Here is a 15,346-nt window from a genome sequence, read left to right as displayed (position 1 = left end):
CACCAGACAGATTTCTCCTGGTCAGCGCCGCCCGACGCCCCACAGCAAGGGAAAGTCCGTGAATCTGGCCCGCCTGGACCTCAACCTCGTCGTCGCCCTGCGCGCCCTGCTCGAGGAGCGCAACGTCACCCGCGCCGGGCAGCTCGTCGGGCTCAGCCAGCCCGCCATGAGCGCCGCGCTGTCCCGGTTGCGCCGCCACTTCGACGACGACCTGCTCGCCCGCGTCGGCGGCCACTACGAACTCACCGCCCTCGGCCAGGTCCTGCTCGACCGCACCTCCACCGCCTATGACGTCCTCGAGCGGCTCTTCTCCAGCCAGGCCGACTTCGACCCGGCCGCGGAGAGCCGCGAGTTCAAGCTGGTGGCCTCCGACTACGCCGTCTCCGTCTTCGGCACCGCACTCGCCCGCGTCGTGCACGAGGAAGCCCCCGGCATCCGGCTGCGTTTCGCGCAGACCCCGCCCACCGTGGTCGATGACACCGCCACCCTGCTCAGCGCCGTCGACGGACTGCTCATGCCGCACGGCGTCATCAGCGACTTCCCCGCCACCGACCTCTACGAGGACAGGTGGGTCTTCGTGGTCGCCGACGACCATCCCAGCGTCACGGACGGGCTGACCCGGCAGGATCTGGCGGACCTGCCGTGGGTCACCTACCAGCGGACCTACGACGCGCCGGCCGTGCGCCAGCTGGGAATGCTCGGCGTGGAGCCACGCGTCGAGGTGTCGGTCGACAGCTTCCAGTTGCTGCCGCTGCTGGTGGTCGGCACCCGGCGTATCGCCATGGTCCAGGCCCGGCTCGCCCGGCTGCTGGCGCCGATCGCCCCGGTGCGGGTCGTGGAACCTCCCTACGAGGCGGTTCCCTTGCAGGAGGCCCTGTGGTGGCATCCGGTGCACACGCACGACGCCGCCCACATCTGGCTGCGGGAGACGGCGGCGCGGGTCGGGGCGACGCTGTCTTCGCCGCACGGCGCATGATCCGGCGGCCTGGCGACGACGCAGGACGGATACACGGCGGATATGGGACGTACGCAGGACGGATACACGGCGGACATGGGACGGACGCAGCAAGGGGGAGGCGCGCGATGAAGCCACCGCACCACGAGTCGGTTCTCTCCCGTGCCGCGCGCATTCTCGAGGCGTTCAGCCAGGACGAGCCGGCGCTGACCGTCTCGGAGATCGCCCGCCGCACCGGCCTGCACGTGGCGACGGCCTCCCGCCTGGTGGGCGAGCTGGTGGCGCACGGATTCCTGAGCCGCGACGACGGGCGGCGCGTGCGCATCGGCGTCCGGCTGTGGGAGCTGGTGGTGCGGGCCTCACCGGCGCTGTCGCTGCGCGATGCGGCGCTGCCGTTCATGGAGGGCGTGCACGACGTGGTGGGCCATCACGTGCAACTCGCCGTCCTCGACGGTGAAGAGGTCCTTTTCGTCGAGCGGCTGTCCGCCCCGAACGCGGTCATCAACTACACCCGCATCGCCGGACGGCTGCCCCTGCACGCCTCCTCCAGCGGCCTGGTGCTGCTGGCCCACGGACCTGCGGCTCTGAAGGAGCGGGTGCTGGCGGGCGAACTGGCCGCCTACACCCCGGCCACTCCCGCCGCCCCCGCGGAGCTGCGGGCGCTGTTGGCCGAGGTGCGCCGCCAGGGATACGCGTACTGCCCCGGATACGTGCACGACGACGCTCTCGGGGTCGCCGCGCCGGTGCGCGGCGCCGACGGGACGGTGGCGGCGGCCCTGTCCGTCATCGTCCCCAACGACCGGGGCGCACAGGCCGTCGTGCCCGTCGTGCGCACGGCCGCCCGAGGTGTGTCCCGCGCGCTGGAGACGCCCGCCGCGCGCGGGAGCGGGCCACGGACAACGGGCCACGGATAGCAGGCCGCAGGTGACAGACGTACGACAGCGATGTGACGGCGGCACGAAATTTGTCTCTCGCTGAGTGAGAAGGCCGTCGCGATGCGCTCGCGGTCACGCGCATCCTTCCCGCAATCCACAGACGGGAGGCGACAACGTGGTCGCACACGAACTGCTGCCCGCGCATCTTGGCCCCACCCCGGCCCTGACGCTGCGGGTCCGCGCCAAGGACGTCGTCGCTGATGGCATCGTGTCCCTCACCCTCGTTCACCCGGACGGCGCCCGGCTGCCGGACTGGACACCCGGCGCCCACATCGACCTGGTCCTGCCGCACGGCACGACCCGCCAGTACTCCCTGTGCGGCGACCGCTGGGACCCGTACAGCTACCGCGTCGCGGTACTGCGCGAGAGCGCCGGACGCGGCGGTTCGGCTTATGTGCACGACCGGCTGGCGGTCGGCGACCGGGTCGGAGTGGGCGCCGCACACAATCACTTCCCCTTGGTCCCGGCCGACCGCTACCTCTTCATCGCGGGCGGCATCGGCATCACTCCGCTGCTGCCGATGATCCACCAGGCCGAACTGGCGGGAACTGACTGGCAGTTGCTCTACGGAGGCCGAACCCGCACCTCGATGGCGTTTCGCGAGCACCTCACCGACACCTACGGCGGACGCGTGCACCTCCGCCCCCAGGACGAGTACGGCCTGCTCGACCTGGATACCTGGCTGAACCGTCCGGAGCCCGGCACCAAGGTGTACTGCTGCGGCCCGGCTCCTCTCCTGTCGGCAGTCCAGGACGCGTGCCGCGCCGCCTGGCCACCGCACACCCTGCGCACCGAACGCTTCACCGCCACCGCCCTGACCGAGCCCGTACGGCAGACGTCCTTCGAGGTGGAGCTGCGCCGCACCGGCACTACGGTCACCGTCACACCGGACGTCTCCGTGCTGCACGCCGTACGCGAGGCCGGGGCTGAGGTGCTGTCCTCCTGCGAGCAGGGCAGCTGTGGCACCTGCCTGGTCCCGGTCCTGGCGGGAACCCCCGACCATCGGGACGCCGTCCTGGACGACCATGAACGTGCCGCGGGTGACTGCCTGTTGCCGTGTGTGTCCCGCTCCCTTTCCGACCATCTCGTCCTGGACCTCTGAGCGCTCGTGCGGACCACGCGCCCCCGCCGTGGACCCGCACCGCCCCCGTTCCTTCGAGCCGCCCCCGTGGAGCCGCCATGCCCGAGACAGCATCCGCCCCCGCCCCGGCGCCGACCAGCGACGTCGACCCGTTCGCGGCGGAGCACCTGGCCGACCCCGACCCCCTGCACCGGCAGCTGCGCGCCGCCGGGCCCGTCGTCCACCTGACGCGTCACGACGTGCACGCCCTGGCCCGCCACCAAGAGGTGCACGCGGCCCTCGTCGACTGGCAGACCTTCCAGTCCGGATCCGGGGTGGGCCTAGCCAACTTCCGTCACGAGAAGCCCTGGCGACCGCCGAGCCTCCTCCTTGAGGCCGACCCGCCCCACCACGACGCCCCACGCCGCGTGCTGCGCGAGATCCTCACCCCGCTCGCCCTGCGCCGACTGCGCGAGACATGGCAGACGGTCGCCGAGGAACTCGTCGAGACCGTACTGGCCACCCAAGGGCCGGAGTTCGACGCCTACGAAGCGCTGGCGACGGCCTTTCCACTACGGGTCTTTCCCGACGCCGTCGGCCTGGGACCGGACGGCAGGCAGAACCTGCTTCCCTACGGCAACATGGCCTTCAACGCCTTCGGCCCGCGCAACGACCTCGTACGGGCCGACCTGCACCGGGTGGCCGAGCTGTCGGCCTGGGTGAACGACCAGTGCGCCCGGGAGGCATTGAGCGAGGACGGCTTCGGCGCCCGCATCTGGGCCGCCGCCGACCGCGGCGACCTCACCCCCGCGCAGGCGCCTTTGGTGGTGCGCTCCCTGCTCACGGCCGGCGTCGACACCACCGTGCACGGCCTGGCCGCCACGCTCTACGCCTTCGCCACCCACCCGGGTGAGTGGCAACGGCTGCGTCGGCGACCGGAGTTGGCGCGCGTGGCGTTCGACGAGGCAGTGCGCTGGCAGTCGCCCGTGCAGACCTTCTTCCGTACCGCCACCACCGACGTCGACATCGCCGGCGCCCGTATCCCCGAGGGCGGCAAGATCCTGATGTTCCTCGGTGCCGCCAACCGCGACCCGCTCCGCTGGACCGATCCCGACCGTTTCGACCTCACCCGGGACCCCTCGGGCCACGTCGGCTTCGGCATGGGCATCCATCAGTGTGTCGGTCAGCACGTCGCCCGCCTCGAAGCGGAGTGCCTGCTGACCGCCTTGGCCCGCCGCGTGGAGCACCTGGAACTCGCGGGCACTCCTCGGCGCCACCTCAACAACACCCTGCGCTCCTGGTCGTCCCTCCCGGTGCGCGTCCGCCCGGCGAGCTGACCGGCGGACACCAGCCCCTGCCCGGCCTTCACCCACCCCTCCTGACCGAAAGGACCTGCCTTCATGCCGCAGTACGTACGGGGCGTCGTCGCCCGTGCCAAAGGTGAACCAGTACGCGTCGAGACGATCACCGTTCCCGATCCCGGCCCGGGTGAGGCGGTGGTGCGGGTGCAGGCGTGCGGTGTCTGCCACACCGACCTGCACTATCGGGAGGGCGGTATCAACGACGACTTCCCCTTCCTCCTGGGCCACGAGGCGGCCGGGATCGTCGACCAGGTCGGCCCCGGGGTGACCGACGTGGTCCCCGGCGACTTCGTGATCCTCAACTGGCGTGCGGTGTGCGGTCATTGCCGGGCATGTCGGCGCGGCCGCCCGCAGTACTGCTTCGACACCCACAACGCACGGCAGAAGATGACACTGGCCGATGGCACCGAACTGACGCCGGCCCTCGGTATCGGGGCCTTCGCCGAGAAGACGCTCGTCGCCGCCGGGCAGTGCACCAAGGTCGACGCCGCCACCTCCCCGGCCGCGGCCGGCCTGCTCGGCTGCGGCGTGATGGCGGGCATCGGTGCCGCCATCAACACCGGGGGAGTGGGGCGCGGCGACTCCGTGGCCGTGATCGGCTGCGGCGGAGTGGGTGACGCCGCTGTGGTCGGCGCGCGCCTGGCGGGCGCGGCGCGGATCATCGCTGTCGACATCGACGACCGCAAGCTGCGCACCGCCCGTGAGCTGGGGGCGACCCATGCCGTCAACTCCCGCGTGAGCGACCCGGTCGAGGCGATCCGTGAACTGACCGGCGGCGTCGGCGCCGACGTCGTCATCGAGGCCGTCGGCCGGCCGGAGACCTATCGGCAGGCGTTCTACGCCCGCGACCTGGCCGGCACGGTGGTCCTCGTCGGTGTGCCCACGCCGGAGATGACGCTCGAACTGCCTCTCCTGGACGTGTTCGGCCGCGGCGGATCCCTCAAGTCCTCCTGGTACGGGGACTGCCTCCCCTCCCGCGACTTCCCCGTGCTCATCGATCTCCATCTCCAGGGCCGCCTGGACCTGAACGCCTTCGTCAGCGAGACCATCGCCCTGGACGAGGTCGAGGACGCCTTCGCCCGCATGCACCAGGGCGATGTCCTGCGCTCGGTGGTCATTCTTTGATGGCCGGCGTACGCGTCGAGGGCATCGTCAGCGAGTCTGCGGCGCGGCGGTGCTGGCGCGCAGGACCAGGCGCGGTGTCATGGTGGAGCGCATCGCCCGGTCCCGGCGGCCTTCCACCCGCTCGATCAGCATCCGTGCGGCGGCCGCGCCCATCTCCTGCCCGGCCTGGTCGACGCTGGACAACTGCACCGGTGCCAGGGCCGCCAGGGCGGTGTTGTTGTAGCCGACGAGGGAGAGGTCCTCGGGGATGCGCAGCCCGAGCTCATGGACGGCGCGGTAGATGCCAAGGGCCGCCACGTCCGCGCCGGCCATGATGGCGGTCGGCGGGTGTTCGGCCGTCAGGAGGGTGAGACCGGCCTTGAAGCCGCCTTCGTCGGAGTAGGCGGCCTGGTGGACGTGCAGGTGCTCTTCGAGGCCGTGGCGCCGCATCGCCTGCGTATAGCCCTCGGCGAGCACGATCTCCGGGGTGCGTCTCCACTGGGCGGCCTTGCTGCCGGGCGCCGAGACCAGGGTGACGTGCCGGTGCCCGAGGGCGACGAGGTGGTCCACCACGAGGCCGGCGCCGATGTCGTCGGCGTCCGCCACTGAGTCGTGGGTGTCCGCGCTGTCGTGGTGGCCGATGACGACCGTGGGTGTCGAGGCGGCCGTGGCGAGGACTTCCGGGCGGGGCGTGGCGGGTGCGATGAGGATCAGTCCGTCCATCTGACGGTCGGTCATGGAGCTGATGACGCGGGCCTGTTGGTCGGGTTCGAACCCGGCCGCGCCGATCAGAACGGTGTACTCGGTGCTGCTCAGCTCCTCGCGGATCCCGTCGAGGATGTCGGCGAAGAAGGCGTTGCGGACGTTGTCGAGGAGTACGCCGATGGTGTACGTCCGGCCGCGCATGCCGCGGGCCGCCGCGTGCGGACGGTAGCCGAGCTCCGTGATCGCCGAGCGCACCTTCTCCTGCATGCCCGGGCTCACGCCGTAGGCGTTGTTGAGCACCTTGGACACGGCTGTGGTGGACACGCCGGCGTGCCGGGCGACGTCGTTGATCGTCACGCGCTTGTTCTGCCTGGGTGTTGCGGCCCCGCCCATGGTCGGCACTCCGGATCTCGTGGCGTCAAGGGAAACGGTTTACAGAATGACATACACGCGCCACGGCGTCTGCTCGTAGGTACGTCAAGAATGCCGCCGGATGCCTTGACTGGCAGGGGAGTTGAGTGCAGGGTGTTGCCCACTCGCCATGGGGAACGTTTCACAAAACCCCGCTGCGGCTGGTCGGCTCTCCGTCCTGCGTGCCGCTCTCGACCCGGCCTGGATCCTTCCTGCTGCTCCTGGCCGGCCTTCCCTTCACCGCACCTTTCTTTCACCGACTTCTGGGAGTGAACCCGTGTCTTCCCGTACCCCGGGCGCCCGTCGCCCGCGCCTGATCCTGCTCACGACCGGTGTCGCCTCGATGTCGCTGCTCGCGACCGCCTGTGGTGGCAGCGGCGGCGGCTCCTCGGCCGCGCCCAAGGAGTTCAGCTACCTGAGCGTCACCGAGAACACCACCGTCAAGACCGCTCTGACGTCCCTGTCGAAGGGGGCGTGCAAGTCCGCCCAGCAGGCGCTGCCACTGAAGGTGGAGACGGTTCCGCAGAGCAGCCTCGACCAGAAGCTGCAGCTGCTGGCCGGGCAGAACGCCCTGCCGGTCCAGTTCGCGGCGGGCAACGCCCCGGCGCTCACCCAGCAGCTCTCCAAGTCGGGCAAGGTCGCCGACCTGGAGAGCGAGCTCAAGAAGCTCGGCGTGTACGACCGCCTCGAGCCGGCCGCCGTCTCCACCATCAAGGCGCTGTACGGCGACAAGCTGGACGTGCTCCCGTACGAGTACAACATCGAGGGAATCTTCTACAACAAGAAGGTCTTCCGGGACAACGGCATCAAGGCCCCCGGCACCTGGACCGAACTGAACGCCGCCGCGGCCAAGTTGGAGGCCAAGGGCATACGGCCGTTCGCCGCCTCCGGTCAGCAGGGCTGGCCGCTGACCCGGCTCATCAGCGGCTACCTCTACCGCAGCCTCGGCCCCGATGCCTTGCAGAAGGTGGCCGACGGCACGGCAAAGCTGACCGATCCCGCGTATGTGAAGGCCGCCCAGGAGGTAGCCCTCCTCGGCAAGAAGGGCTACTTCGGCAAGGGTGTCGGCTCCATCGACTACGACACCGCGATGAACCAGTTCCTCAGCGGCAAGGCCGCCATGTTCTACATGGGCAGTTGGGCCCTGGCGAACATCTCTGACGCCGAGCAGAACAAGGTCGGCGCCGAGAACGTCGGCTTCATACCGTTCCCCGCCGTCTCCGGCGGCAAGGGGTCGGTCGACCAGTACCCCTCCAACGTCGGCCTCGGCATCGCCCTCGGAGCCAAGTCCTTCGACAAGAAGACCGGCGCGTGGGTCTCCTGCATCGCCGAGAACTACGGCAGCACCGCGCTGAAGGACCACGGCACCATCTCGGGCTTCAAGGTGAACACCGAGGTGAAGGACGCGAACAAGGTGACCACCCAGGTCCGCGACACCGTCAGCTCATCGAAGCAGAACGTGCTGTGGTTCGAGGCACTGTTCAGCACCAAGGCCACCACTGTCAGCCAGACCAACGCGGCGAGCCTCGTCAACGGAAGCATGAGCCCGAAGCAGTTCATGCAGACCGTCCAGGACGCCCTGGCCGCCAAGTGAACCCCAGTTCGTCGTAGGTCGTCGCCGGTCTTCAACGGAAACGAAGTGGACTTCACCCATGCACCGCGTACTCGGTGACCGCAGGGCCATCGCGATCCTGCTCGGTCCCGCCCTGCTCGTGTACTCCCTGATCATGCTGGTCCCGATGGCGTGGTCGCTCGGGTACTCCTTCACCCAGGGCAACACCATCGACGGCTTCACCGGCAACGGTGTCGCCAACTTCTCCCGTCTCTTCTCCGACCCGGCCGTCCACGACGCCCTGTGGTTCACGCTCAAGTACGCCGTCGTCGTCACCGTCGGCCAGGTGGTGGCGGGCTACCTGCTGGCCCTGCTCTACGTCTTCTTCCTCAAGCGTGCCTCGGCCCTGGTCCGCACGCTCGTGTTCTTCCCCGTGGTGCTGCCCACCGTCGCCGTCGGTCTGCTGTTCCAGAAGTTCTTCCAGGTCGCCCCGCAGACCGGCCCGGTCAACTCCCTCCTCAACGCCGTGGGAATCGAGTCGATCGACTTCTTCGGCAGCGCCGGGAGTGCCTTCTGGGTCCTGATCGTCATGGACATCTGGCGCTCCATGGGCTTCTACGCCGTCCTGCTCTTCGCCGGTCTGGTCGACATCCCCGAGGAGACGCTGGAGTCGGCCCGCCTGGACGGCGCCACGGGGCTGCGACTGGTACGCCACATCGTGCTGCCGCTGTCGCTGCCGGTCCTGATGTCATCGCTGATCTTCAGCATCAACGGCACCCTCAAGGTCTTCGACTCGATCGTCGCCCTCACCAACGGAGGGCCGGGCGCCGGCACCACCCCCCTGACCTTGTACATGTTCCAGACGTCGTTCACCTACAGCGACTACGGCTATGGCAGCACCATCGCCCTGCTGCTCACCGTGGTGTGCCTGCTGGTGAGCCTGGCCGTCTACCGCCTCTCGCGGCGCGACCTCACGGAGGGCTGAGAGTCATGGCCATCGACACACCTGTCACCACCTCCGCGGGTCACGGCGTCGGCCGGACAGCCGCACGGGCCCGAAGGCCCCGGACCGCACGCCGTTTGTGGGTGAAGATCGTCATCGGCCTGCTCCTGGTCGTGGAGATCTACCCCCTGATCTGGATGTTTCTGACCTCGCTGAAGTCCAACAGCGACTACCTGAACAACTCCGCGTGGAGCCTGCCCACCACCTGGGAGTGGGGCAACTACATCGAGGCGTGGACCACCGGCAACATCGGCCTGTACGTCAAGAACAGCCTGCTCGCCGTCCTCCCGGCGCTGGCCCTGATCCTGCTCCTGGGCACGGCCGCCGGATTCGCCCTGCAGGTCATGGTGTGGAAGGGACGCAGTCTGACCCTGCTCGTCTTCCTCACCGGGATGATGGTGCCTCCGCAGATGATCCTGCTGCCCCTGTTCACCGTGTACTTCCAGACGGGTCTGTCCGGCACGCTGTGGCCGCTGATCCTCACCTACACCGGCACCGGACTGCCGCTCACCGTCTTCATGATGGCCACGTACTACCGCACCGTTCCCCGCGAGATGTTCGAGGCGGCCACCATCGACGGCGCCGGCATCCTGCGCGCCTTCTGGACCATCAGCGTGCCCATGGTGCGCAACGCCCTCCTCACTGTCGGCCTGGTGCAGTTCTTCTTCATCTGGAACGACCTGCTGATCGCCCTGACGTTCACCAACAACCAGGATCTGCGCACCATCCAGGTCGGCCTGCTCAACTTCACCGGCGATTTCGGCGCCACCCAATACGGCCCGCTCTTCGCCGCCATCTGCATCAACGTCTTCGGCACCCTCCTGATCTACCTCTTCCTCAACCAGAAGGTCATGAAGGGCCTCACCTCGGGAGCCGTCAAGGGCTGACGCCCCACGCCCTCCGCTCCCGCGCACGTGAACGAAAGGTTTCCCGTTGTTGCCCTCCCCGCCCTCGCCGGTGTCCTTCGAGCACCTCCCGGACGGCCTTGGCATCGGCACGGCCACCCCACGCCTGTCGTGGACCCTGCCGCCCGGCTCCGGCCGGCAGATCGCCTACGAACTCGAACTCGACCGGGAGGGCGTCCCCTCGCGCACCGGACGCGTAGACAGCGATCAGCAGATCCTCGTGCCCTGGCCCGTAGCGCCGCTGCTCTCGCGTGAACGCGTCCAGGTACGGGTCCGAGTCTGGATCCCCGGCGGTAAGAGCCCATCCGCCTGGAGCGATGCCCGCCCCGTGGAAGCCGGTCTGCTCGACCCCGCGGACTGGCAAGCCGTGCCGGTCGCCGCCGCATGGAATGAGGACCCGGACGGCGACCGGCGCCCGGCCCGCGTCCGCAGGGACTTCACCCTCGACCGGACCGTCACCCGTGCCCGCCTCTACGTGACCGCCCACGGCCTGTACGAAGCCGAAATCAACGGCCGGCGCGTCGGCCACGAGACACTCGCCCCCGGCTGGACGGTCTACCCGCAGCGCCTGCGCTACCGCACCCATGACGTCACCGACCACCTCACCCAGGGCGCCAACACCATCGGCGCCTGGCTCGGCGACGGCTGGTACCGCGGCAAGTACGGCTTCGACGGCGGCACCCGCAACCTCTACGGCACCGACCAGTCGTTCATCGCCCAACTGGAAGTGACGTACACGGACGGGACCAGGACGGTCATCGCCACCGACTGCACCTGGCACGCCGCACCCGGCCCGATACTCTCCAGCGGCCTGTACGAGGGTGAGACCTTCGACGCCCGGCTGCACGAGCCGAGTTGGGCCACCCCGACCGGCGCGGACACCGGCAACTGGTCTGCCGTCCGTACGCACGAGCGCGATCCCCGCACCCTCGTCGCCCCGCTCGGGCCCCCGGTCGCCTGCACCGACGAGATCGCCCCGGCCACCATCACCGCGACCCCCGACGGCCGCCACCTCCTCGACTTCGGCCAGAACCTCGTCGGCCGGCTCCGCGTCACCGCCGACGGACCCGCCGGGACGACGATCACCCTGCGGCACGCCGAGATCCTGCAGGACGGTGAACTGGCCACGCGTCCGCTGCGCGAGGCGTACTCCACCGACACCCTGATCCTGTCCGGTCGCGGCCCCCTCACCTGGGAGCCCCGCTTCACCCTGCACGGCTTCAGATACGCCGAAATCACCAATTGGCCGGGCGAGTTGAACCCCGAAATGGTGACGGCTCGCGTCCACCACACCGACATGCGCCGCAGCGGCTGGTTCGAGTGCAGCGACCCGATGGTCAACCGGCTCCACGAGAACATCGTATGGAGCATGCGCGGCAACTTCGTCGATCTGCCCACCGACTGCCCCCAGCGCGACGAACGCCTCGGCTGGACCGGCGACATCCAGATCTTCGCCCCCACCGCGAGCTACCTCTACGACTGCGTCGGCATGCTCGACTCCTGGCTCACCGACGTGGGCCTCGAGCAGCTGCCCGACGGCACCGTCCCCTGGTACGTGCCCGTCATCCCCGGAGGCCCCCTCTGGACCCCCATCCGGCCCGGCGCAGCCTGGGGCGACGTCGCCGCCCTCACACCGCAAGTGCTGCACCAGCGCTTCGGCGACCGTGAACTGCTGCGCCGCCACTACCCGACGGGCAAGGCGTGGGTCGACCTCATGGAACGCCTCGCCGGGCCCGACCGGCTGTGGGACAGCGGCTTCCAACTGGGGGACTGGCTCGACCCGGCAGCGCCCCCGGACGACCCGGGCGCCTCCCGCACGGACCGATACCTGGTCGCCACCGCCTACTTCGCCCACTCCGCACGCCAACTTGCCCGCTCGGCAGCCGAGTTGGGACTCGACGCGGATGCCGCCCGGTATGCGGCGCTCGCCGACGAAGTGACCGCCGCCTTCCGGCGCCGCTACCTCCTGCCCACCGGCCGCATGACCAGCCACACCCCCACCGCCTACTCCCTCGCCCTGACCTTCGACCTGCTGGACCAGGAGCAACGCCGTTCCGCGGGCGACCGCCTCGCCGAGCTCGTCATCGCCGACGACGCACGCATCGCCACCGGCTTCGTCGGTACCCCGCTGATCTGCGACGCCCTCACCGACACCGGGCATGTCGACGTCGCCTACCGGCTGCTCACCCAGACCGCATGCCCCAGCTGGCTCTACCCCGTCACCATGGGGGCCACCACGATCTGGGAACGCTGGGACAGCCTTCGCCCCGACGGCACGCTCAACCCAGGGGGCATGACCTCCTTCAACCACTACGCCCTGGGCGCGGTCGCCGACTGGCTGCACCGGGTCGTCGGAGGTATCACCGCCGCGGCCCCCGGCTACCGGGAACTGGCCTTCCGGCCGCGCCCCGGCGGCGGCATCACCTGGGCCCGTACCCGCCACGAGACGCCGTACGGAACAGCCCGTCTGGACTGGGAGCTGACCGCGGACGGCATGACGGCACGCATCACCGTGCCCGCAGGCTGCACCGCCACCGCCGAACTACCCGGATGCCGCCCTCTCGAACTGAAGGCGGGCGAGCACACCCTCGACACGACGGAACTCGCATCGCACGCGGCATGACGTCGGCGATGCGGCCGTACTGACAGACCGGAGAACTGCGCGAGACCACGCACATCCGAAGGCTTCGATCGCATGCTCAAATCGATGCCTCACCAGGCCGGGGCCGGTCATGAACCCGACGCCATGACCGGCCCCTCTTCCCCCCGGCGGCCCACGTACCGGGCCGCCCCGTTCCTGGAGAGCCGCTTGTGAACAGACGCATGTTTCTTGCCGCCGCAACACTGACCGCGCTGGGCGCGAGCATGGCTCCGGTTCTGACCGGCCAGGCCGTCGCCGGGCAAAGCACCCCCCAGGAGCGGGCCGACGCCCTGCTCGCACGCATGACGGCGGCCCAGAAGGAGTCGCTCGTACGATGCGACTTCGCCTCCGTCGCGGATCTGGGCATACCGGCGCTGACGATGGCGGACGCCTCCGCCGGACTGCGCGGCGAGCAAGGAGTGACCGCCTTTCCCGTACCACTGGCCCAGGCCGCTACGTTCGACGCGGATCTGGCCGGGCGGATCGGCTGCGCCATCGGCACCGAAGGCCGCGCGAAGGGCTACAACAATCTGCTGGGCCCGACCGTGGACGTGAGCCGGACCTGGCACTTCGGCCGACAGGCCGAAAGCATGGGGGAGGACCCGCTGCTCGCCGGCACACTGGCGGCCGCCCTCACCGTCGGCATGCAAAGCCGCCACGTGGCGGCCACCGTGAAGCACTTCGCCGGCTACACGCAGGAGGTCAATCGCTTCTTCACCGACACCAAGGTCTCCGACCGTGCGCGGCACGAGGTCTACCAGGCGCCCTTCCGGCACGTCGTCGCGGCTGCCCCGATCACGTCGGTCATGATGGCCTACCCCAAGATCAACGGTGTCTACGCGGCACAGAACCCAGGGCTCTTCGCCGACTTGAAGAAGGGCATCGGCCTCCAGGGCTACACCGTCCCGGACTTCTGGGCGGGAGACGACCAGGTCGGCGCCGCCCGGGCCGGAATGGACCTGGCCGGGCTGGGACCCGGCGGCGTAAAGCTCAAGGCAGGCGACCTCATCGGCGGAGCGATCCCGGAGGACCGGCTGAACGACGCGGCACGCCGCATCCTGATCACGATGTACGCGACGGGTCTGTTCGAGCACCCGCTGCCCACACCCGCGGCCGACGTGAGCACCGAGAAGCACCAGGATCTCGCCCACGAAGCGGCGCTCAGCTCCACCGTGCTGCTGGCCAACCGCTCCGCCACTCTGCCACTGCCCGCGACAGTGAAGTCTCTGGCGGTCATCGGCCCGGCGGGTGACGACGCCTTCACCGGCGTGTCCGGCTCCACCTACGTCGACCCCGGCAACTGGACGACCCCGCTGAAGGCCGTCCGCGCCCGGGGCGGGAGCACGGTCAAGGTGACCCATGCCCAGGGCACCAAGGGAGACGTGCCCCTGGACACCGTGCCCTCATCCGTCCTGCGGACCCGTTCGGGTGCGACAGGCCTGAGCGGGACCTATTACGCGGGCGCCGACGCCTCCGGCACCCCCCTCGCCACCAGAACCGACGCGACCGTGGACTTCACGGCCGCGCCCCTGGACGCTCTGCCCGATGTGTGGTCGGCGACCTGGACCGGCACCCTCGTACCGACCACCACGGGCCTGCACCGGTTTTCGCTCTTGGCCGCCGGATCAACCACCCTGAAGATCAACGGCGTCACCGTCGTCTCGGGCACCCGACACAGCCGCCGCTTCTTCCTCGGCCCCTACGACTATCCGCTGCACGGCTGCGTGGAGCTGACGGCGGGCCGGGCCGTTTCGGTGGAACTGCGCTACACCAACGCCGGTGCCGACACCGGCACATGCGGCCTCACCTTCGGCTGGCAGCCCGACTCGCTGATCCCAGCGGCAGTGGAGGCAGCCCGCGCCGCGGACGCCGCGATCGTCTTCGTCAACCGCGTGGCAGGTGAGGACATGGACCACCCGCACCTGGGGCTGCCCGGCGACCAGGACCAGCTCGTCCGCGCCGTCGCCGCGGCGAATCCCCGTACCGTCGTCGTCCTCAACACCGACGGCCCCGTCGCCATGCCCTGGCAGCACGATGTCGGGGCCGTCGTCCAAGCCTGGTACGGCGGCCGCGGCATGGGCACCGCCCTCGCCGCGATCCTCTTCGGCGACAGCGACCCGGCCGGCCGCCTCCCAGTCACCTTCCCGGCCGATGCCACCCAGGGGCCGGGTACCACCACCGCCACCTACCCCGGGACGAACGGCACGGTCACTTACGACGAAGGCATCCACGTCGGCTACCGCTACTACGACCGCAACGGGCAGCGCCCCCGCTTCCCCTTCGGCCATGGCCTGTCGTACACGACCTTCAGTCACGGCTCCCTCGAGGCGTCCTACGACGCCGCTGCGAAGAAGGTGACCGTCGCCGTCACCGTCACGAATACCGGCACCCGCACGGGCACCGAGGTCGTCCAGCTCTACGCGGCGCTGCCGGACGCGGCGGCGGCCGAGCCACGTCGACTGGTCGCATTCCGCAAGGTGTCGCTCAAGGCGAAGTCCTCCGCACGCATCGAGATGGCCCTACCAGCAAGGGAGTTGATGACTTGGAAGGCGGGGGAGTGGGGGCTCGTCGCGGGCTCCTACACGATGTGCGTGGCTCGCTCGGCACATGACATCACCGCCCGGAGGGCCGTAGCCATCAACTGATCGGTGCGCACGGTATTGGCTGCGCCCGAAGGCTTGCGGTCATCCCGACGGCGGGTCGCGGCCTGTGCT

11 protein-coding genes are annotated in these 15,346 nt (G+C 69.7%); 10 read left to right on the top strand and 1 reads right to left on the bottom strand.

From position 1 onward, the window contains the following. Positions 1 to 58: 58 nt before the first annotated feature. From ACWGIH_RS07540 to ACWGIH_RS07520, 5 genes are all read left to right on the top strand, one after another. Positions 59 to 976, top strand: coding sequence for a LysR family transcriptional regulator (locus tag ACWGIH_RS07540; protein WP_453451819.1), 918 nt, complete (start codon positions 59 to 61; stop codon positions 974 to 976). Between the two features lie 107 nt (positions 977 to 1,083). Next, entirely contained in the window at positions 1,084 to 1,869 is a 786-nt protein-coding gene (locus tag ACWGIH_RS07535; RefSeq protein WP_453451820.1) for an IclR family transcriptional regulator, read from the top strand. A 136-nt stretch (positions 1,870 to 2,005) separates the two neighbouring features. Beyond that, a complete protein-coding gene (locus ACWGIH_RS07530; RefSeq protein ID WP_453451821.1) occupies positions 2,006 to 2,992 on the top strand; it encodes a PDR/VanB family oxidoreductase in 987 nt (328 codons plus the stop codon). A gap of 77 nt (positions 2,993 to 3,069) precedes the next feature. Further along, positions 3,070 to 4,287 carry a cytochrome P450 gene (locus ACWGIH_RS07525; RefSeq protein ID WP_453451822.1) on the top strand — a complete coding sequence of 406 codons (1,218 nt, stop codon included), beginning with the start codon at positions 3,070 to 3,072 and terminating at the stop codon, positions 4,285 to 4,287. 63 nt (positions 4,288 to 4,350) lie between these two features. After that, positions 4,351 to 5,436 carry an S-(hydroxymethyl)mycothiol dehydrogenase gene (locus tag ACWGIH_RS07520; protein ID WP_453451823.1) on the top strand — a complete coding sequence of 362 codons (1,086 nt, stop codon included), beginning with the start codon at positions 4,351 to 4,353 and terminating at the stop codon, positions 5,434 to 5,436. Positions 5,437 to 5,463: 27 nt separating this feature from the next. On the opposite strand, the gene ACWGIH_RS07515 is transcribed toward ACWGIH_RS07520, so the two are convergent. Then, positions 5,464 to 6,477 (bottom strand): LacI family DNA-binding transcriptional regulator, encoded by a 1,014-nt coding sequence (locus ACWGIH_RS07515; protein WP_453451824.1) that lies wholly within the window; start codon positions 6,475 to 6,477, stop codon positions 5,464 to 5,466. 331 nt (positions 6,478 to 6,808) lie between these two features. On the opposite strand from ACWGIH_RS07515, the gene ACWGIH_RS07510 reads away from it, so the two are divergent. From ACWGIH_RS07510 to ACWGIH_RS07490, 5 genes are all read left to right on the top strand, one after another. Beyond that, positions 6,809 to 8,125: an ABC transporter substrate-binding protein gene (locus tag ACWGIH_RS07510; RefSeq protein ID WP_453451825.1), complete on the top strand. Its 1,317-nt coding sequence runs from the start codon at positions 6,809 to 6,811 to the stop codon at positions 8,123 to 8,125. Positions 8,126 to 8,183: 58 nt separating this feature from the next. Beyond that, on the top strand, positions 8,184 to 9,068 hold the full coding sequence (locus tag ACWGIH_RS07505; RefSeq protein ID WP_453451826.1) for a carbohydrate ABC transporter permease: 885 nt from the start codon (positions 8,184 to 8,186) through the stop codon (positions 9,066 to 9,068). Positions 9,069 to 9,073: 5 nt separating this feature from the next. Beyond that, positions 9,074 to 9,973 (top strand): carbohydrate ABC transporter permease, encoded by a 900-nt coding sequence (locus ACWGIH_RS07500; RefSeq protein WP_453451827.1) that lies wholly within the window; start codon positions 9,074 to 9,076, stop codon positions 9,971 to 9,973. A gap of 46 nt (positions 9,974 to 10,019) precedes the next feature. Continuing rightward, entirely contained in the window at positions 10,020 to 12,614 is a 2,595-nt protein-coding gene (locus tag ACWGIH_RS07495) for a family 78 glycoside hydrolase catalytic domain (protein ID WP_453691604.1), read from the top strand. 188 nt (positions 12,615 to 12,802) lie between these two features. Continuing rightward, positions 12,803 to 15,277 carry a glycoside hydrolase family 3 protein gene (locus ACWGIH_RS07490; protein WP_453451829.1) on the top strand — a complete coding sequence of 825 codons (2,475 nt, stop codon included), beginning with the start codon at positions 12,803 to 12,805 and terminating at the stop codon, positions 15,275 to 15,277. Positions 15,278 to 15,346: the final 69 nt, after the last annotated feature.

Source organism: Streptomyces sp. NPDC054872, from assembly GCF_053610705.1.
The sequence above is the reverse complement of the archived record's forward strand: the minus strand, read 5'-3'. Positions and strand labels throughout refer to the sequence as shown.